Raw genomic sequence first — 18,318 nt, 5'->3', positions numbered from 1 at the left:
CAGGCAATGACGGGCGTGCGGACGTCCGCAGCGCAGTAGACGGTTCTTCAGTCGGTGCGCTTGTCGACGAAGCCGTTCTTAGAGGTTCTTAACCTGGGTGTAGATGTCCCGCAATGCCGCGTCGGACATGTCGATAATGGGCTCGTACATGAACGAATTCACGTGGATGTTTTCCGGCGTCATTAGCACCACGCCGTCGAGCGTTTCCACGGCCTCAGATGTGCCGATGCCGCGGCTCTTGAACGCCTGGAAAAGAATCTGCGTCTGGTTCGCCACAATTGCACCCGTGAAGTCTGGGTCCGTCAGTTTGTCAACCATGTACTTCTCCGCGAGCATCCGAGTGGCGATCGACAGCACAATTTTGTTCTCGAAGTTCACGCCCTCGGGCGCCTCAAGGGCAAGGTCAGCCTGCTCGATCACGAGGTCCACCACGGAATCGCCGGGTGACACCCAGGCCTTGCCCTGCTGACCAGCGAAGGTGGCGTTGAAGATCCGGTCAAGGTCAGCATTGGTGATCGAGGCCGAGTCGGACTTCCAGTGCAGGAGCGACGTCAGCGCGATGTAATCGGAGTCATCCTCGCCCTTCGTGTACTCAAGGATGTTCCGCACGAACGGGATCGACGCGACGCGCTGCATGCCGTCTGAGAAGAAGTTTTGCTTGAAGCCGCGGATGAACGGATTGTTGACGTGTTGAGCCTGGTTGAGAACGACTTTGGAGTCGCCCTTTTGTGCCATGAAGCAGCGGTTGTAGCCCACGACGCCGCGACTGACGAGGGTCCGGAAGAAGTCGAAGTTGTGCGTGAGCAGCAAGAGCTTAAAGTCGGTGTGCTCGGCCATTTCCTTGAGGTATTGAATGATGGCGTACTTGTTCTTGTAGTCGAACGAGTCGGCGAGGTCGTCGATGATGAAGAGAGTCTCGCGGCCCGCCGCCTTGCGCGTCTCCATTTCGAAGAGCACGTTAAGGATATAGAGGGCCTTCTTTTCGCCGTTGCTGAGCACAGAGAGCAGATCATCCCGCTCCACCCCTCTTGACTCGCCACCCTCCTCGAACTTGAAGACTAGTTTGAGAATGGTCTCCTGGCCGAGTGCGACCCTGTGCTTGTTCTCAGCGCTGAGGCGGAACGGCACGAAGAAGCGATCGTTGAAGATCCGAATGACCCTTTCCCACTGCGTGCTTTCTTCAGCGGCCTGCTTCTCGATCTCCTTTCTGCGTTCCTCCGTGTCCTTGAAGCACCTGAGGACGCGTTGGTACAGGTCCTCGTGAGCCTTGAGATACGCTTTCCAGACCTTCTGCTGGAAGGAGCCGACGTTCGTGAGCTCCGGTAGAAGCTCCTCCCGGTTCGCGATGAAATCGAAGAACTTGCGCGCGTCGACGTTTTTCTGTGTGGCTCGCTCGACCGACTCCAGCTTCTTACGGAGGGCTTCGTCGTCCGTGATCCGCTTCTTCTCTTCGGCGATCAGCGCCTTCAGGTCGGCGTCGCTGGTCACCGTGCGCGGGGTATCTCCGCCGTGGAGAAGCAGTGAATGATTCGCAGAGAAGAACCCGTTGTCGCCCAGGCTTTTAGTGACGTTTGACGCGTTGTAAAAGGTGAACGATGTGCGGTTAAAGAACGCGGACTCGTCCAGCAGTTCGTTGAGGCGGGTGACGTATTTAGCCAGCTCCGCCTGGACGCCGGGGGTGCGTAAGACAGCGTCGACCTTGTCGTTAAAAAGAACGTCGTACGGCAGGCCTGCGAACCCGGTGTCCTCAAGCTGACCGACCTCGTACTCGACACGTATCAGCGCCTCAAAGAACTTGTCGGCCTCTTGGGTGAACACCCTCGACACGGTGCCGAGGATGTCCTGCCTCGTTCCGGACTGGTCGCGCAGTGCAGCCACCAGTTCGTCGCGCGCCTCTACGAGGTCAACCTGAAGTCCTTCGTACTCCCGACGCAGCTCGGGGTTTACGAGCAGAGTCGAGGTGGACTCGGTGGGACCCAATTCCTCGTCGTAGGAGAGCACGACGACGACATCGTCCGGGTCAAGCTCGTCGCCGTTCTCGTCGCTGATGCGCCGCTCAGTCTCTCTCGTTGGGAACATGCGGTCGGACGACTCCTGGCGGCTGGCGAGGTCCTCGAAGGTCTGGGCGAACGACGTCTTCATCGTGCCGTTGGGCGCGTAGACCGCGATGGCGCTGCCCTTCGCGAAGTCGAATGCTGCATCCAGTTCCCGGATGCCGTGGCAGTTCTTCAGCTCGACGTTCAGCTTCTTCATAGTGAGCAACCTAGAGGCCACCAGGGACAGGTCGGGGTCAACGGCTGAAGTCGTCAGCAGGCGATCCCCTGTGGGACGCCGATCGACGTGGCGGCGCGCTTGGGAGCGACGCCGGTAGGGGTTCGTCCTACGGGCGTGACTGCTAGCGCGTAACCCTGCTGCCCATCTTTCGTTTGGGTTAGTAGGTCTTTGAAAGGAGCAACACAATGACGGCATATCTCGTCAGTTACGACCTCAAGGCGCCCGGTAAAAATTACGACAGCCTAATCAAATATCTGAAGTCGCATACGAACTGGTGGCACCATCTGGGTAGTACCTGGGTTATTGTCACAAATCTGTCCGCTACGCAACTACGCGACGGAATCGCCGAACACGCCGACGACAACGACAAATTCCTTGTTGTGAAGTCGGGAGGAATTGGCGCATGGTCCGGTTTTTCGACCGAGGGAAGCGAGTGGCTGCGGAAGCAGCTATAACTTGTATGCCGAGCTAGTCAGCACGGCACAATCATCGCCGCGCACTGCGGCTGGTGGCGGCGCGCCCACGCGGTTATAGGGACGCCCGCGCGCGAGAGTGGACCGCAACTCGGGGCTATCGCGCAGCACCGGACGTCTTCCAATCGGGCCAATAGTTCACTTTTGATCCTGCCGACCCGACCAGAGACGGATTCATGGAGAAGGCGAGGATTTCGCCACTAGACGCAACCCTGTCTTTAAACTTAGGAAAGGCGTGCTCTTGCTTGAGACAATTGGCATCGTAGACAGCAAAGATGGTCAATAGGACCCATCACCGTGACAAACCATTGCTGCTTCGTCACGGCGTATACGTAGTTCAGTGTCACGATGGGAAGAGCCAGGTCTTGGCAGAAGAAGATGCCTGGGGATATACGGGTAACGACCGCTTGTAAAAACGCGAGGTGTTGACGTCTGTCTTCCGGGTTGACCTCAGCTTGCCAGAGGGAGGACGGATTGGACGAGGGTGAGAGTCCGTTCCTGTGCTCTGGCGAAATTCCGGAAATTCGTTACTCGGGTACTTCATTCAGCCAGCGCTCGTCATGGTGGCGCGCGTCGAGTTGGCGCCGCACGATTTGGTCAATCTCGGTCGCTACGACCTCAGGGTCTGGAAGGTCGGGCGGGGCAGGCAAACCTAGTCGCGTTGCGATGCGGGCGAGCAGAGCTGCGAGGTCTTCTCTGGCCAGGGCGCGGTCGCGGTGGTTGCCGTGGAGGTCCTCGGGTCGTCGACGGGCAGTGGCGGTCACTTTGTCGCCGTTGAGGCGCACCGATCTGCCGGTGCGGTAGTAGTCGGAGACCCCAAGGTAGAGGTGGAGCACGTTCGGCTCCGCCGCCGCCCACCACCGGGCGCAGTGCTGGTTGATCCAGGTGGTGACGACGAAGTAGGCCGCCTGGTATTCGCTGTAATCACCGGGCGTATCCGAGGTGAACCCGCCCGACATGACCTTCGGCTCATCCGTGCCCTCTCCCCACCACGTCACGACCTCTACGTCGAGATTCGACCGCGCGGTCGCGTCTTCGGAGAGCGGCGTCAGCTGTGCCGGCTCAGACGGATCAGCCGGCGTGGGCGCCGGCGTCGCCTCGTCGACGTCGAACTCCCTCACGCTCTCGCTCCACTGACCCTGGCCGTAGAACTCGTGGCGCCGCACTGCGATCCGCCCTGGTCCCTGCCAGCGGCTGGCTTCGAACAATCGCTGGAGCCGCAGGCGCCGGTTCTCCATCACCCACGTAGAACGGGTCACCCCAATGTCCTCGCCGGTGCGCGCGTCGGCCACCTCGTAGTGCAGGCGGGTCAGACCGTCGTCGGCGATTTCCGCGACCGGACGAGCCCGCAGCTTCCTGCTTCGGTTCGTCTTCCACGGCCCCACCTGGGTGTAGCGGAGGTTGTGGCTCAGGGCGTCGTCACGGATGCCGCTGAGTTGCTCGACGTTCTCCCATCCACGGAGGTCTGCCAGCGCAGTAATCACCTTATCCGCGACGTTGAGGACCAGCACGCCGCGTTCCTGGGCGGACAGATCAGCCACCGCGTCAGGGACCAAGACGGTGGCGCTGTCCCAGCCCTCATCACGGGTGCCGTTGATCTTGACCAGCACGCGGTCGTCCTCGCTCCGCGCCGCGTGCAGCCGAACCTCCGAGTGAGGGGTCACGATGTGTCTGTCCGACAGCGACCGTTCGACCAGCTCACACACGCGGCGCGAGGACCGCACGAAGGCGTCCACCGCAGGCCCGTCGCCCCACTTCCCGTAGACAGCCCCGCTATCAGGCCACACCCAGAACAATCGCAACCGCGACACCGCACACCCCCAGTCACCATTTCGCCGGCGCGCTGCAACCACCACCATCGCAGCACGGGACAGACAGACACTCTGTGGTTCGCCGCTCAGCGGGTCCCCACCCCTTTGGCGACGGTAACGCTCAACATAGCCCTGTCGCTTTGAAGTGCCTGGAAGAAGATTTCAACGTCGCCCAATCCTATTCACGCAAAGATTTCGACCAGCATCGACGACCGTCCTGCACCAAGCATTTCACTGCGTTCACTTCTATCGGCACGCATGCTACGAATATCCGTAGATGGGCCGCCCCACTGGGCGGCCTTGCTGCATTTCTCGGACTGTTGCTGGAAACCGTTGGAGATGGTGAGTCGTGCACGGTGGGGTGAAGGTCTACCGGGGCAACCCCGCCGCGGCGCGTTCCTACGTCGAGGCCGACCGTGGCCGGGTCGACGACTACTACCTGGCCGAGGGCACCGGCCTGGCCCAGCGCCTCGCCGCCTCGCCGGCAACCGGGATTGAGCCGGCCTCGGTGGTGCGGCTGGCAGACATGGACGGTGACGCCTACGAGGCGTGGGTCGCGGGCCTTGACCCGGACACCGGCGCGCCGCGGGGTCGGTTGCGGACCGATGACTCGGCGGTGCGGTTCGTGGAGGTCGTGGTCAACGGGCCGAAGACGTGGTCGCTGGCCGCGACCTTGCATCCGGAGGTCGCGGCCGCCTATGACGCGGCGATGGACTCCGCCGCGGAGCAGATCGTGGGCTGGCTGTCCGAGCATGCGACCACTCGGGTCGGGCCGCGGGGGCGGCAGGTGCAGGTCGGGGTCGAGCAGCTCGAGGCGGCGGTGGTGCGGCACTACACCTCCCGGGCCGGGGACCCGCACCGTCACCTGCATCTGCAGATCAACGCCCGCGTGTTCGCCGACCGCAGGTGGCGGGGGCTGCACACCGTCGGGGTCCGCGACTCCCTCGCCGCCCTCAACGGCATCGGGCACGCCGCGGTCGCCACCGACCCCCGCTTCCGGACCTCCCTGGCCGAGCGGGGACTGACTCTCGATCCCGCGACTGGGGAGGTGAGCCAGCTGGCCGGCTACGTGGGTGCGTTCTCTTCCCGTGCCCGCCAGATCGGCGCGACCATCGACCGCTACGAAGCCGACTGGCGGGCCGCGCACCCCGACACCGAACCCGGACCCGCGCTGCGACGCTCGTGGGACGCCCGGGCGTGGGCTGAGGCCCGCCCCGACAAGGTTGTCCCTACTGACGGCGACGCCATGGTGCAGCGATGGCGAGACGAGCTCACCGACCTCGGCTACACACCACCACCCGCGCCGACCGTCGCTGACCGACGACTCCCGTCAACGGGGTACCCCCCTCTCGAGACGGGTACCCCCCGGGTTCCCTCCCCCACCGACACCGCCGGCACCGCCGGCACCGCCGAGAGCCCCCGGGTGGGGCAGCTCGACCGGGCTGCGGCTGTCGACACCGTGCTGGCCCGGCTGGGTGCCCGGCGCTCGGCATGGAACAGCGCCGACATCCGCGGCGAGGTCGAGCAGTGGATCGCCCGGACCGGACTCGTCGTCGACAAGATCACCCGGCTGGAGCTGGCCGAGGACCTCACCGCACGTGCTGTCGGCGCCTGCGTGCCGCTGCTGGGCCGCGACTATGTCCCCGCCCACGTCCGCGCCCTGACCTCACCGGCGGTGTTGGCTGTCGAGGCCGACATCCTGGCCCGTCTCGCCCACCGCAACAACACCCAACCCGACCACCAGCCCGACCACCAGCCCGACCAGCCGCCCGATCAGTCACCGCCGGTGGTGCCGGCCGGGTTCGAGGACCTCGACCCCGGCCAGCGTCGTGGCCTCGCGCTACTGACCGGCACTGCACCGCTGGTCGTCATCGAGGGGGCCGCCGGGACCGGGAAGACCAGCGCACTGACCTCCACCCGGATCGCGCTGGCCCGCACCAGCAGGCGCCTGGTGGTCACCACCCCCACACTCAAGGCCGCCCAGGTCGTTACCGAGGAGACCGGCGCGCCCGCCTACTCCGCGGCCTGGCTGGCCCACCACTACGGCTGGCGATGGGACGACGACGGCCGCTGGACCCACCACCCCGACCACGACCAGGAACAGCCGCAGCCAGGTCGCGGGACGTTGCCGCTGCTAAGGCCCGGAGACCTGCTCGTCGTCGACGAGGCCGGGATGCTCGACCAAGACACCGCACGTGCGCTACTCACCATCGCCGACCAGACCGGCGCCCGCCTCGCCCTCATCGGCGACCGACACCAACTCCCCGCCGTCGGCCGCGGCGGAGTCCTCGACCACGCCACCCGCTGGACCACCCCAGGCACCACCTGGACCGACCTCGACACCGTGCACCGCTTCACCGACCCCAACTACGCCACCCTCACCCTCGCCATGCGCACCGGAACCTGGCCGAACAACAGCAGCCCCGCGGCCGCAGCCCGGCCAGAACGCGCTCCGTCCGAGCCTGCCGGCGACGTCAGCGCTGCGGTGTTCGACCAGCTCTGGGACCGCGGGCAGATCCACCTCCACGCCACCGAGGCCGAGCGCACCCAGAGCCTCGCCGCCCAGGCCGCGACCGACCACCTGCACGGCAAAGGCAATGACGCGGTGGTGATGGCCTCGACCCGTGACCAGGTCGCAGACCTCAACGCCGCGATCCGCGACCGGCTCGTCGCCACCGGACACGTCCACGGCCGGGTGCAGGACGACGGCCCGCACCAGCCGACCGTGACCACCCGCGCTGGACAGCAACTCGGCGTCGGGGACCGGGTTGCCACCCGCCGCAACGACGCCGGCCTCGGGGTCGCCAACCGCGACACCTGGACCATCACCGCCATCGACGAGGACGGAGCACTCACGCTGGCCAGAAACACGCAAGCGAAGACCCAGGGTCAGCGGACGGTCCCGCGCACATACGCGATCGCGCACGTCGAGCTCGCTTACGCCACCACCGTGCACGGCGCTCAGGGCCAAACCAGCGGCACCGCCCACGTCGCGCTGGACGAGACCGCGACCGCCGCGTCGGCCTACGTCGCGATGACCCGCGGCCGCGAGCACAACACCGCCCACCTCATCGCCGAGACCCGCGACCAAGCCCGAGCACAGTGGACCAGCATCTTCGCCCGCGACCCCGCCGACCTCGGCCCGGCCCACGCCGCCGACCGCGCCGAGCAAGTTATCGACCGCTACGGACCCACCGCACCACCCAGGTCTGCTCACGCGGAGCCAGCGCGCCGACCGGCAGGAGTACGCCGACCGCCAGACGAACACCGTCTCCCCCACGGTGATCCTCGAGGGCCCAGCGTCAGCCGTTAGAAGCATTGGGGGACGCCAACAAGATCCGGATTCCTTCGACCACGGTGAGCGGGTAGCGGTACCTGCGTGCCATTGGTGGATAAACCGACCAACCAAACCATCCGGGCGCGAAGGCCCGGAGAAGCCACGGGAGACGCCATGAGCAGCACGCACGACACCCACACCGAGACCACCTCCAGGCAGAACGGCCTCCACGACGGCGACCAGATGCTCACCCTCAAAGAAGTCGCCACCCTGCTCCGGGTGCCCGAAGCCACCCTGCGCTACTGGCGCCACCTCCACACCGGACCCCACAGCTTCCGCCTCGGCCGATCGGTCCGCTACTGGCGGACCGACGTCACCACTTGGCTCGAGGAGCAGTCCCGCGGGTGAGGTCGCGACCAACGAAACTGGCGAGTGATCTCGGTTCCCGCCTCCCGGCGGCGAGCACTCGAGGCGTCGTCGACGTGACGAGCCGATGCAGGGTCCGCCCGGGACGGCTTCGGGAGCTGCTTCGCGGCGTCACCGGTCCGATTCCCCAATCGCCTAGAAGCTGGACTGCTCCCACAGCAAGGATCCCATCTGTTGCGCCGCACGCCGACGCAGCTCGTCGACCGCATGGGTGTAGCGCTGCGCGGTGGCCATCTCGGTCCACCCCATGATCGACATGACCGTGCGGATGTCGACGCCCTGGACGAGCAGGAGGGTCGCCGCGGTGTGCCGGGCATCGTGCAGCCGCACGACGTGGACGCCGGCTCGTTTCAGCAGCGTCTTCCAGTCCCGGTGGTCGTCCTTCGGGTCGATCAGGCCCCCAGTGTTAGTGGGGAACACCAAGTCGTGAGTCGTGTCCCAGCTTGTCCCGGCCGCCAGTCGTCGCCGGTTGAGCTGAGCTCGGTGGGCGGCGAGCTCGTCGCGCAGGGGACCCGGGAGCACGATCGTCCGGCATGAGGCGTTGGTCTTCGGAGCGACCAGCACCAGACCACCGTTCGCCCGTCCAGGGCACTCGGCGCCGCGACGCTGGCCGCAGGTGGGACAACCATCGGAGCCTGCGCAGCCGTGCTCCCAAGTGTGACGTTGCACCGAGCGGCGGACCCGCAGCTCGCCTCGCTCCAGATCGACGTCTCCCCACAGCAGACCCAGCGCCTCTCCTTGCCGCAACCCGAGGGAGAGCGCGATCGACCATCGAGGCGGGTGCGGGGTGCTCTGTGCTGCGGCGAGCACCTTGCGGCTCTCGGCGATGGTGAGCGGTTCGACCTCCACGTCGTCCAGCCGCGGTGGGCGGGCGATCAGCGCGGGGTTGGCGCCGAGCCGCCGGCGTCGCACCGCCTCGTTCAGCGCAGAGCGCAGGACACGGTGGACAGCACGCACGGTGTGCACCGAGCACCCGTCGGCGCTCATCTGGCGGTAGTGCTCCTCCAGCTGCTCGGGCTGGAGCTCGCTGAGCCTCCACCCACCGAGAACGGGGATCACGTGACGCTGCATCTGGCTGCGGTAGGTCGACAGCGTCTTCCACCGGGCGGTCATCGGCAGCACGGTGCCTAGCCACTGCTCGAGCCAGGCGCTCAGGGTGCAGTCGTCATCGGTCCGGACGTACCTTCGTGTATCTCGCAAGCGCTCGAGATCGCGTACCGCGTCTCGCAGCTCAGTCTTCGTGCGGCGCTGGAGGTGCTTGCGGTCCACCGAGCCGTCTGGGCGCTTTCCCACCGTCACCCGGGCGTGCCAGGAGCCGTCCGCGCCTCGGTAGATCGTGGAAGTGGTCTCGCCGGCGGTCTTGCGTGGCCTAACCACGGGCGGTCGGTTCGCGGTGTCGGCCGATGAACCGCTCGAGCTCTCGGCGCTCGACGCGGACCGAGCGGCCGAGATGGACCACGGTCAGCTGCTGGTCGGCAACGTAGCGCTCAAGGGTGCGGCGGGCGCACCGCAGCTCGCGAGCAGCCTCGTCCAGGGTGAGGAGCAGCGTGTCCTCGGGGGCCGCCTCTGCGTGCTTCGGGTTCTGGCGGGTGAGGTCGCGCATGGCGGGCGTGGTGTCAGGTGTCGTCGTTGTCATGCCTCCAACGGGACGAGGACACCTCTCGGCGCTCACCGCACGGCCCAGAAGTCTTGACCCAGCCACCGGCAGGCATAACTGCACACGCCTTCGACCGACTCGGCGCGACCCACGCCGGCGAGCGTTGGTGGCCGAGTTCTTGAGCCGTATTTGAGCCGAACTGGGGTGGTGCTCGCCAGCGTCGACGACCCTGGGGACCGCGTTCACGCAGGTCATGGGCTGTCCGATCTGCGCGCCTGTAGGGATTCGAACCCCAAACCTTCTGATCCGTAGTCAGATGCTCTATCCGTTGAGCTACAGGCGCCCACACCGCTCGCGCGGTGCCCGAGCACTGTAGCGCGTGGGCACGGACGAGCCGAAATCCCTACCCTTGTGGACTGTGACGACCACCGGCGCCCATGTCGCCCGCTCCGCTGCGCTGAGTGTCGCAGCGCTGCTGCTGGTCGGCTGTGGCACCGACGAACCCGTACGGGTGCAGGACAGTCCTCCCTCCACGGGGCGGGAGTCCACGACTACTCACGAGCCCACCGCCCCGACGTCCTCGCGTCCAACCGCCCGCGCGGTCACCGGTAGGGGCGGGTCGTTCCTGGTGACGACCGTCCAGCGGACCACGGCGGGACCCTGCGTCGCCGAGCCGAAGCGGGGGATCGCCTGCTCCCGCGACGGCCGTACGGCGTATCGCTACCGACCGGGCGACGTCCAACGCGTCTCGCTGCGGTCGGCTCGCTCCCACCCCGGCACGATCGCTGGTCGCTACTGGCAGGTGGACCTCAGTGCCACGGCCTCCGGCGCTGTCGTGCTGGCGCGCCTCACGACGGCTCTGGCCGCGACCGAGAGGAGGCTCCTGATGCTCACTCCGCGCACACGCGCGCTCATCGCGGAGCTCGGGGTCACCGACCCCATCAGGGACGGCGAGCTGCAGATCACGGGCCAGCTCGAAGCCACCGACACGAACGAGATTGTGAATCAGATCACCTCTTCTCACGGTTGATCGATCCAAACCGACGCATCCGCTACTACCGCTCACCCACCGGTGGGGAGCACCCGCTCACGGGGCGTACTTTGGGCCGCACCCACCGCCCGCAACGGCGCGCGACGGTGGCTTCCACACCATCCGATCACCCCGCCGCACACCGGCGGACCGGCCCGTCCGACACGGGCCGCGACGTTCGAGAGGGACGCATGAGTGCCGAGACGCCCGAGCTGAGCAAGCCCACCACCCACCAGGGGATCCTGGCCTGGGTCGAGGAGATCGCCCAGCTGACCAAGCCCCGCGACGTGCACTGGTGCACCGGCTCCGACGACGAGTGGGTGCAGCTGACCGACTCCCTCGTGGAGACCGGCACCTTCGTCCGGCTCGACGAGTCCAAGAAGCCGAACTCCTTCTACTGCGCCTCCGACCCCTCCGACGTCGCCCGCGTCGAGGACCGCACCTTCATCTGCTCGGTCGACGAGAAGGACTGCGGACCCACCAACAACTGGATGGACCCGGGCGAGATGAAGGCCATCATGCGCAAGCTCTACGACGGCTGCATGGCCGGGCGCACGATGTACGTCATCCCGTTCGTCATGGGCCACCTCGAGGCCGACAAGCCGATGTTCGGCGTCGAGATCACCGACTCCGCGTACGTCGTCTCCTCGATGCGCGTGATGGCCCGCATGGGCAGCCACGTGCTGCGCCGCATGGAGGAGCTGGCCGACGCCGGCGAGGACGTCGAGTGGGTCCCGGCCCTGCACTCGGTCGGCATGCCGCTGGCCGAGGGGCAGGCCGACGTCGCCTGGCCGTGCAACGAGACCAAGTACATCGTCCAGTTCCCCGAGGAGCGGATGATCTGGTCCTTCGGCTCCGGCTACGGCGGCAACGCGCTGCTGGGCAAGAAGTGCTACGCGCTGCGCATCGCCTCGGTGATGGCGCGCGACGAGGGCTGGCTGGCCGAGCACATGCTTATCCTCAAGCTGACCAGCCCGCAGGGCGTCACGAAGTACGTCGCGGCGGCCTTCCCGAGCGCCTGCGGCAAGACCAACCTCGCCATGCTCGAGCCGACGATCCCGGGCTGGAAGGTCGAGTCGATCGGCGACGACATCGCCTGGATGAAGATCGGCGACGACGGCCGGCTGTGGGCGGTCAACCCCGAGTACGGCTTCTTCGGCGTCGCGCCGGGCACCAACGAGCACACCAACCCGAACGCGATGCGGACCATCAACAAGGGCAACTCGGTCTTCACCAACGTCGCGCTCACCGAGGACGGCGACGTCTGGTGGGAGGGCCTGGAGAACCCGCCGGCCAAGGCGACCTCCTGGAAGGGCGAGCCCTGGACCCCCGAGTCCGACGAGCTCTCGAGCCACCCCAACTCGCGCTACTGCACGCCGATCAAGCAGTGCCCGATCCTCGCCGACGAGTACGACGACCCGCGCGGCGTCCCGATCGACGCGATCCTGTTCGGTGGTCGCCGGAAGACCACGATCCCGCTGGTCACCGAGGCGCGCGACTGGGTGCACGGCACCTTCATGGGCGCCACGCTGTCCTCGGAGACGACCGCCGCCGCGGTCGGGCAGGTCGGCCTCGTGCGCCGCGACCCGATGGCGATGCTCCCGTTCATCGGCTACAACGCCGGCGACTACTTCAACCACTGGATCAACGTCGGCAAGGACAACGACGCCTCCAAGCTGCCGAAGATCTTCTACGTCAACTGGTTCCGCCGCGACGAGGACGGCGGCTTCCTGTGGCCGGGCTTCGGCGAGAACAGCCGTGTCCTCAAGTGGGTCATCGAGCGGATCGAGGGTCAGGCCGCCGCCGTGGAGACCCCGATCGGCCACGTGCCGACGCCCGAGTCCCTCGACATCGACGGCCTGGACATGACCCCGGAGGCGGTCACCGCCGCACTCGACGTCGACGTCGAGGAGTGGAAGGCCGAGCTGCCCGGCATCACCGAGTGGTTCGAGAAGTTCGGCGACCACCTCCCCGCGGTGCTGTGGACCGAGCTCGACGGCCTCAAGGCACGTCTCGGCGCGTAGCCCAGCCGAGATCACGGACACCTCGAACGCCGTCTGCTCCCGCCGGAGCGGGCGGCGTTCGACTCCAGCCACGAGCCAACCCGGGTGATGGTTGGATGACGAACCAAGTGCCGCTGTGGAGGGGGACCGCGTGCCGGAGTACGACGCCAGCAGCCGCGAGCTGATGGAGGCCCGCGCGGCGAGCCTCTACGAGGACGCCGTCGCCGTCGGCGGGCTGCGCGCGAACGACGCCCGGATCGCGGACGGCGTGGGCGGCGAGGACCGTGCGGCGTTCGACCTCCTGGTCGACCTCGGGCTGCTGCTCCTCGACGAGGAGACCGAGCGGTGGGTCGCCACCGACCCCGCCGCGGTCGGTCCGCGGATCGTCGGGCCGCTGGGGCACCGCGCGGTCGAGCTGCTCGAGGAGTCCCGCCGCTGGTCCGACCTGTTCGGCTCGATGGGTCAGAGCTACCGCCGCGTCGCGGCGGCCACCAACCCGGTGACGGAGATCCACGGGCTCGCGAACATCAACCGCTTCCTCTCGGCGACCATCGACGACGCGCAGACCGAGCTGCTCACGGCCCAGCCCACGCGCGGTCGCTCGGACTCCTCGCTCGACGCGGCGACCGAGCGCGACATCCGCGCCGTCAAGCGCGGCGTCTCGATGCGCACGCTCTACCAGCACTCGGCACGGCGCAACGCAGCGATCGGCGACTTCGTGGGTCTGATGAGCCCGCTCGGCGCGCAGATCCGCACGCTGGAGGAATTCTTCAACCGGATGATCGTGATCGACCGGGCCGTCGCGGTGGTCCCCAGCACCAAGGGCCCCGAGGTCGCGATGGCCGTGCACGACCCGTCGATCGTCGCCTACCTGGTCGACGTCTTCGACCGGTACTGGGAGCGAGCGCGGCCCTTCACCGACACCGCCGACAGCACGGCGCGGTCAGTGGCCAGCGACGTGCGCGACATGACGCTGCGGATGCTCGTCGAGGGTCACAGCGACCCGGCGTCGGCCAAGCGGCTGGGGGTCAGCACGCGGACGTACGCAGGCTACATCGCGGCGCTGAAGGAGGAGTTCGGCGTGCAGACGCGGTTCCAGCTCGGGTACGCGCTGGGTCGGTTGCCGAGGGACTCGGTCGAGATCGACGTCGGCGGGGACGAGCCACCGCAGACGTGACACAGGGGTCGGTCGCCGAACGGCGACCGACCCCTGCGTCGCGGGTCCGGGTCTCACCAACCGCTGTCCTTCTTGGCGGAGATCGCCTGGATCGACCAGCCGGAGTCCTTCTTCGCGCTGATCGAGCTCGGCGACCAGCCGGAGTCCTTCTTGGCGTGGCTGGCACCGGCCGTGCCGAGGACGACGGAGGAGGCGAGAGCGGCGCAGAGGGCGAGACGCGCGGCCTGGGGGACGAACTTCATGGTGTGTGGCTCCTTGAGCTGGGTCCGAGATCCGATGTGGACCAGACCAGTCTTCCGGAGTCAGCTGCAGATAGTTGCATTGTCAGGGGTGCCAGAAACCGCACTGCACAACAATGCAGTGCACACTTTTCCCGCCGTGAGCGACAAATCCGTATTTGACATTTGGTTGTGGCGGAGGTGGCGGGATTTGAACCCGCGAGAGGGGATTACCCTCAACCCGCTTAGCAGGCGGGCGCCATAGACCGGACTAGGCGACACCTCCGTGCACCGCACGCGGCGCGCTGCACAGGCTACCCATGTCGCGTCGCCGCGGGCGAGCCAGGTCTGTCCGTCACCGCCGGTGGTAGCCGTGCGCGGCGTCCAGATGACCTCGGACCGCACGGGCGAAGGCGTCGGCGTCCAGCGCGAGCACCGACACCGGAATCGTCGTCGACGTGCCGTCCTGCAGCCGGAGCACCACGCACCGCGCCCCGTGCACGGTCGTCGTGACGACGTCGTGCACGTCGTGCCACCTGGCCTGCCTCACCCCGGCCCCGCGCACCATGCGCACGCGGTAGCCGACCGGGTCGGCGCGGAACAGCCAGGTGCGGCGAGTGACGGCGTATCCCCCGCCGACGACCGCGACCAGCACGAGGATCACGAGGGCGGAGAGCACGTCGCGAGGCAGGTCGAGGAGGAACACTAGGATGCTCACCACGAGCAGCACCACCCCGACCACCAGCAGCAGCGCAGCCATCAGTCGCGCCCGTACGGGGGCGGCGACGGCGTACTCGGTGACCTGGTCGTCGCTCGCGCTCACCGGACCATTGAACCCGGCGACCACGAGCTGCGCGGCAGAGGGGGCGGGATTCGAACCCGCGGCTGACATCGCTGCCAGCGACCGCTTTCAAGGCGGTTCCGATAGGCCACTCCGGCACCCCTCCAGGTCGCAGGGGCAAACCGCCCCGGACCGGTGGTCGAGTCTACGGCGCGAGGGCCTCGCGGCGCTCGGCCCGGCCGGCGACGGAGGTCGTCAGGTCAGCAGGTCGAGGACCACCAGGACCTCGCCCTCCTGGACGACGTCGCCGGGAGCGACCTTCACCTCGCGCACCCGGGCCGGCTGCTCGACCAGGACGGGGATCTCCATCTTCATCGACTCCAGCAGCACCACGCTCGCGCCCGCAGCGACCTCGTCGCCCTCGGCGACAGGGACCTCGGCCACGCTCGCGACGAGCTCGGAGACGATCTGGATCGGGGTCGGGGCAGCCACCGGTGCAGGCTACCGCCGCCTGCCGTTCGCGGGGCTCAGGAGTGGGTGAGCCAGCGGTCGACGCGGACGACGAGAAGACCGATCAGCAGCCCGATGAGGGCCGAGTAGCCCAGGCCGAGGACGGCACGCGCCATCTCCAGCCGTGGATCGGCGAGAGCGGCCGCGACCGGGACGGTCGCGCCGACGCCGAAGGCGCACACCCACCAGCCCTGCCGGGCACGGCCGCGCAGCCAGGTGCCGTACACCAGTGCGGGGACACCGAGGAGCGCAGGGAGCGGGACGGGCACGGCGTACGCGACGTCCTGGACCGTGCGACGCGTGTCGGCCACCAGGTCGATCAGCCCGGCACTCCCCCAGCGCCCCAGGGCCTCGCCGTAGGCGACCGCACCCACGCCGACCAGCAGCCCCACCAGCAGCGCGGCACGGGCGAGCGTGCCCAGCCCGGCGAGACCGGGACCGAGGTGGTCGGCCAGCAGCAGCACGACGACCAGGGCGGCGGCGAGCGCGGCCAGCCGCAGTCGTGAGGGGTCCAGCCGGGCGGTGTACGCCGCCACGCCGAGCGCCCCTCCGGAGGCCACGACGAGCGCGAGCACCGCCTCTCTGACGGCCGCTACCGCGCCGGCGGCCGGCTCGGTGACGGCGACGGCGAACGCGCCGGCCAGGACGGCGGTCAGGACCGAGAGGCCGGCCAGCAGGGAGTCCTCCTGCCAGACCACGGCGACCACGGCGAGGACGCCGACCACCACCGTCGTCGCGAACGGACGGCCGCCCGCGCGGTGCGCGAGGGCCGCGGCGCAGGCGGCCGTGAGCACGACCGCGGCGGTGCGTACTCCCCCGGTCGACACCGGTCCCGGCAGCGTGGCCACCCGGTCCGCGACGAGGACGGCCAGCGCCGCCACCACGACCAGCACCCACGGCACCAGCAGCGCCGCACGCGTACGCCGTCCGCCCGACAGCTGCTCGAGCGTGGAGGCGGACACGGGCTCGGCGCGCCGGACGCGCGTCCCGCTCACGTGGTCGACGGGGCCGACGGGAGGGACACGTCACGCATGGGCCCAGGGTGCCAGGACGCCCGGCCGGCAGCCAGTCGACCCAGGAGCACTTGCGAGCGGGAGCCCGGACGGCCAGGGTCGCCAGGTGCCCGACCGTCCTCGCCCACGCCTCGTCCGGCCCGACGCAGCGGTCGTGCTCGCCGGTGGCACCGGCCGGCGCCTGGACCACACCGACAAGGCCGAGCTCGACCTCGGAGACGAGACCCTGCTCGACCGGGCGCTGCGCACGGTCGCGGGGATCGGGTCCGTGGTCGTGGTCGGACCGGACGCCCTGCCGACCGGTGGTCTGCGCACGGTGCGCGAGGAACCGGCGTACGGCGGGCCCGCCGCAGGGATGATCGCCGGGCTGCGCGCCGTGCCCGAGGCCGAGACGGTGCTGGTGCTCGCCGTGGACATGCCCGGTGTCGCCCCGGCGACCGTCGAGCGGCTCGTCGGCGCCCTCGACGAGCACGACGGTGCGGTCCTCCACGACGGTCGACGCCAACCGCTGTGCGGCGTCTACCGGCGCACAGCGGTGCTGGCGACGGCGCCCGCGGACGCCTCCGGTCTCGCGGTGCGCGACCTGCTCGCGGGCCTGAGGCTCGCCGAGGTGGACGCCCTGCCGGGCGAGGCGCTCGACGTCGACACCTGGGCGGACCTGGACGACGCGCGGGCGCGGCTGCAGGAAGGCTGAGCGACCGCTGGCGGCAGCGGGCGGCCGTCGTACGGTGGCGGCATGCGCGCCGTCACCGTCCCCGAGCCCGGCGGCCCCGAGGCTCTCGTCCTGGGTGAGCAGCCCGACCCGACCCCCGGACCGGGCGAGGTCGTCGTCGAGGTCGCCGCCACCGCGGTCAACAAGGCCGACACCCTGCAGCGCCAGGGCAACTACCCGCCGCCACCCGGCGCCAGCGACGTGCTCGGGCTCGAGTGCTCCGGCACCATCCGCGAGCTCGGTGCGGACGTCGAGGGCTGGTCGGTCGGCGACGAGGTGTGCGCGCTGCTGGCCGGCGGCGGGTACGCCGAGCGCGTCGCCGTCCCCGCCGGGCAGCTGATGCCGGTCCCCGCCGGGGTCGACCTCGTCACCGCCGGCGGGCTGCCGGAGGTGGCCTGCACCGTGTGGAGCAACGTCTTCATGGTCGCGGGGCTGCGTACCGACGAGGTGTTCCTCGTCCACGGCGGTGCCGGGGGCATCGGCAGCATGGCGATCCAGGTCGCGAAGGCGCTCGGCGCCACGGTCGCGGCGACCGCCGGGAGCGAGGAGAAGGTCGAGTACTGCCGTTCGCTGGGCGCCGACCTGGCGATCAACTACCGCGAGCACGACTTCGTCGAGGAGCTGAAGGGCCTGCCGCAGGGCGGCGCGGACGTCATCCTCGACAACATCGGCGCGAAGTACCTCGAGCGCAACGTCGCCGCGCTGCGGACCGGGGGCCGGCTGGTCGTGATCGGGATGCAGGGCGGGATCAAGGCCGAGCTCAACCTCGCCACGCTGCTCGCCAAGCGTGCGGCGGTCGCGGCCACCTCGCTGCGAGGTCGTCCGCTCGGCGAGAAGGCCGCCATCGTCGCGGCGACGGTCGAGCACGTCTGGCCGCTGGTCGCCGACGGCACGGTGCGCCCGACGATCGGGTCGACCTTCCCGATCGAGCAGGTCGCCGACGCCCACCGCAGCGTCGACGAGAGCAGCCACACCGGCAAGGTGATGCTCACCCTGTGAGGACCTGGACCCGCGGG

The 18,318-nt window shown here is 68.4% G+C and carries 15 protein-coding genes and 3 tRNA genes; 7 read left to right on the top strand and 11 right to left on the bottom strand.

Annotated features, from left to right (window positions below):
• Positions 1 to 78: 78 nt before the first annotated feature.
• Together IEX42_RS11640 and IEX42_RS11635 are read right to left on the bottom strand one after the other, a co-directional pair.
• Complete coding sequence (locus IEX42_RS11640) at positions 79 to 2,253, bottom strand: AAA family ATPase (RefSeq protein ID WP_188779914.1); 2,175 nt, start codon at positions 2,251 to 2,253, stop codon at positions 79 to 81.
• 1,021 nt (positions 2,254 to 3,274) lie between these two features.
• The gene (locus tag IEX42_RS11635) at positions 3,275 to 4,483 is read right to left on the bottom strand and encodes a hypothetical protein (RefSeq protein ID WP_188779913.1); all 1,209 of its coding nucleotides are present in this window, start codon (positions 4,481 to 4,483) and stop codon (positions 3,275 to 3,277) included.
• Between the two features lie 436 nt (positions 4,484 to 4,919).
• On the opposite strand from IEX42_RS11635, the gene mobF reads away from it, so the two are divergent.
• Entirely contained in the window at positions 4,920 to 7,871 is a 2,952-nt protein-coding gene (gene mobF, locus IEX42_RS11630) for a MobF family relaxase (RefSeq protein ID WP_229660808.1), read from the top strand.
• Positions 7,872 to 8,009: 138 nt separating this feature from the next.
• Entirely contained in the window at positions 8,010 to 8,243 is a 234-nt protein-coding gene (locus IEX42_RS11625) for a helix-turn-helix transcriptional regulator (RefSeq protein WP_188779911.1), read from the top strand.
• A 153-nt stretch (positions 8,244 to 8,396) separates the two neighbouring features.
• Here IEX42_RS11625 and IEX42_RS11620 read toward each other — a convergent pair whose 3' ends face one another.
• The 3 genes from IEX42_RS11620 to IEX42_RS11610 form a co-directional block, all read right to left on the bottom strand.
• Positions 8,397 to 9,530 (bottom strand): tyrosine-type recombinase/integrase, encoded by a 1,134-nt coding sequence (locus tag IEX42_RS11620; RefSeq protein ID WP_268236442.1) that lies wholly within the window; start codon positions 9,528 to 9,530, stop codon positions 8,397 to 8,399.
• Between the two features lie 100 nt (positions 9,531 to 9,630).
• Positions 9,631 to 9,897, bottom strand: a complete 267-nt coding sequence (locus tag IEX42_RS11615; RefSeq protein WP_188779909.1) for a helix-turn-helix domain-containing protein — start codon at positions 9,895 to 9,897, stop codon at positions 9,631 to 9,633.
• A gap of 231 nt (positions 9,898 to 10,128) precedes the next feature.
• Positions 10,129 to 10,201: transfer RNA gene (locus tag IEX42_RS11610), tRNA-Arg, on the bottom strand.
• 285 nt (positions 10,202 to 10,486) lie between these two features.
• Between IEX42_RS11610 and IEX42_RS11605 the strand changes: the two genes are divergently transcribed.
• The 3 genes from IEX42_RS11605 (at position 10,487) to IEX42_RS11595 (ending at position 14,068) form a co-directional block, all read left to right on the top strand.
• The gene (locus IEX42_RS11605) at positions 10,487 to 10,888 is read left to right on the top strand and encodes a hypothetical protein (protein ID WP_188779908.1); all 402 of its coding nucleotides are present in this window, start codon (positions 10,487 to 10,489) and stop codon (positions 10,886 to 10,888) included.
• Between the two features lie 191 nt (positions 10,889 to 11,079).
• Positions 11,080 to 12,912 carry a phosphoenolpyruvate carboxykinase (GTP) gene (locus IEX42_RS11600; protein WP_188779907.1) on the top strand — a complete coding sequence of 611 codons (1,833 nt, stop codon included), beginning with the start codon at positions 11,080 to 11,082 and terminating at the stop codon, positions 12,910 to 12,912.
• Positions 12,913 to 13,042: 130 nt separating this feature from the next.
• Positions 13,043 to 14,068: a LuxR family transcriptional regulator gene (locus tag IEX42_RS11595; RefSeq protein ID WP_229660806.1), complete on the top strand. Its 1,026-nt coding sequence runs from the start codon at positions 13,043 to 13,045 to the stop codon at positions 14,066 to 14,068.
• A gap of 53 nt (positions 14,069 to 14,121) precedes the next feature.
• Here the strand turns inward: IEX42_RS11595 and IEX42_RS11590 are convergent, their stop codons facing one another.
• From IEX42_RS11590 to IEX42_RS11565, 6 genes are all read right to left on the bottom strand, one after another.
• Positions 14,122 to 14,310 carry a hypothetical protein gene (locus IEX42_RS11590; RefSeq protein WP_188779906.1) on the bottom strand — a complete coding sequence of 63 codons (189 nt, stop codon included), beginning with the start codon at positions 14,308 to 14,310 and terminating at the stop codon, positions 14,122 to 14,124.
• A 169-nt stretch (positions 14,311 to 14,479) separates the two neighbouring features.
• Positions 14,480 to 14,572 (bottom strand) — tRNA-Ser (locus IEX42_RS11585).
• Between the two features lie 69 nt (positions 14,573 to 14,641).
• Entirely contained in the window at positions 14,642 to 15,109 is a 468-nt protein-coding gene (locus IEX42_RS11580) for a hypothetical protein (protein ID WP_188779905.1), read from the bottom strand.
• Positions 15,110 to 15,144: 35 nt separating this feature from the next.
• A tRNA-Ser gene (locus IEX42_RS11575) sits at positions 15,145 to 15,233 on the bottom strand.
• Between the two features lie 89 nt (positions 15,234 to 15,322).
• Entirely contained in the window at positions 15,323 to 15,559 is a 237-nt protein-coding gene (locus IEX42_RS11570; protein WP_188779904.1) for a biotin/lipoyl-binding carrier protein, read from the bottom strand.
• A 35-nt stretch (positions 15,560 to 15,594) separates the two neighbouring features.
• The gene (locus IEX42_RS11565) at positions 15,595 to 16,572 is read right to left on the bottom strand and encodes a hypothetical protein (RefSeq protein WP_188779903.1); all 978 of its coding nucleotides are present in this window, start codon (positions 16,570 to 16,572) and stop codon (positions 15,595 to 15,597) included.
• Positions 16,573 to 16,696: 124 nt separating this feature from the next.
• Here IEX42_RS11565 and mobA point away from each other — a divergent pair, with 124 nt between their 5' ends.
• Positions 16,697 to 17,284: a molybdenum cofactor guanylyltransferase gene (gene mobA / locus IEX42_RS11560; protein WP_188779902.1), complete on the top strand. Its 588-nt coding sequence runs from the start codon at positions 16,697 to 16,699 to the stop codon at positions 17,282 to 17,284.
• A gap of 42 nt (positions 17,285 to 17,326) precedes the next feature.
• Complete coding sequence (locus IEX42_RS11555; RefSeq protein WP_188779901.1) at positions 17,327 to 18,301, top strand: NAD(P)H-quinone oxidoreductase; 975 nt, start codon at positions 17,327 to 17,329, stop codon at positions 18,299 to 18,301.
• Positions 18,302 to 18,318 lie beyond the last annotated feature (17 nt).

Origin of the sequence: Marmoricola endophyticus (assembly GCF_014644415.1) — a bacterium.
Lineage (GTDB): Bacteria > Actinomycetota > Actinomycetes > Propionibacteriales > Nocardioidaceae > Marmoricola > Marmoricola endophyticus.
Note: the sequence above shows the minus strand (reverse complement) of the source record. Positions and strands in the feature narration are given on the sequence as shown.

Excerpts from the sequence above, each read along its gene's own strand:
- IEX42_RS11600 (WP_188779907.1), top strand. The coding sequence starts at position 11,080 with ATGAGTGCCGAGACGCCCGAGCTGAGCAAGCCCACCACCCACCAGGGG.
- IEX42_RS11615 (WP_188779909.1), bottom strand. The coding sequence starts at position 9,897 with ATGACAACGACGACACCTGACACCACGCCCGCCATGCGCGACCTCACC.
- IEX42_RS11640 (WP_188779914.1), bottom strand. The coding sequence starts at position 2,253 with ATGAAGAAGCTGAACGTCGAGCTGAAGAACTGCCACGGCATCCGGGAA.
- IEX42_RS11625 (WP_188779911.1), top strand. The coding sequence starts at position 8,010 with ATGAGCAGCACGCACGACACCCACACCGAGACCACCTCCAGGCAGAAC.
- IEX42_RS11590 (WP_188779906.1), bottom strand. The coding sequence starts at position 14,310 with ATGAAGTTCGTCCCCCAGGCCGCGCGTCTCGCCCTCTGCGCCGCTCTC.
- IEX42_RS11555 (WP_188779901.1), top strand. The coding sequence starts at position 17,327 with ATGCGCGCCGTCACCGTCCCCGAGCCCGGCGGCCCCGAGGCTCTCGTC.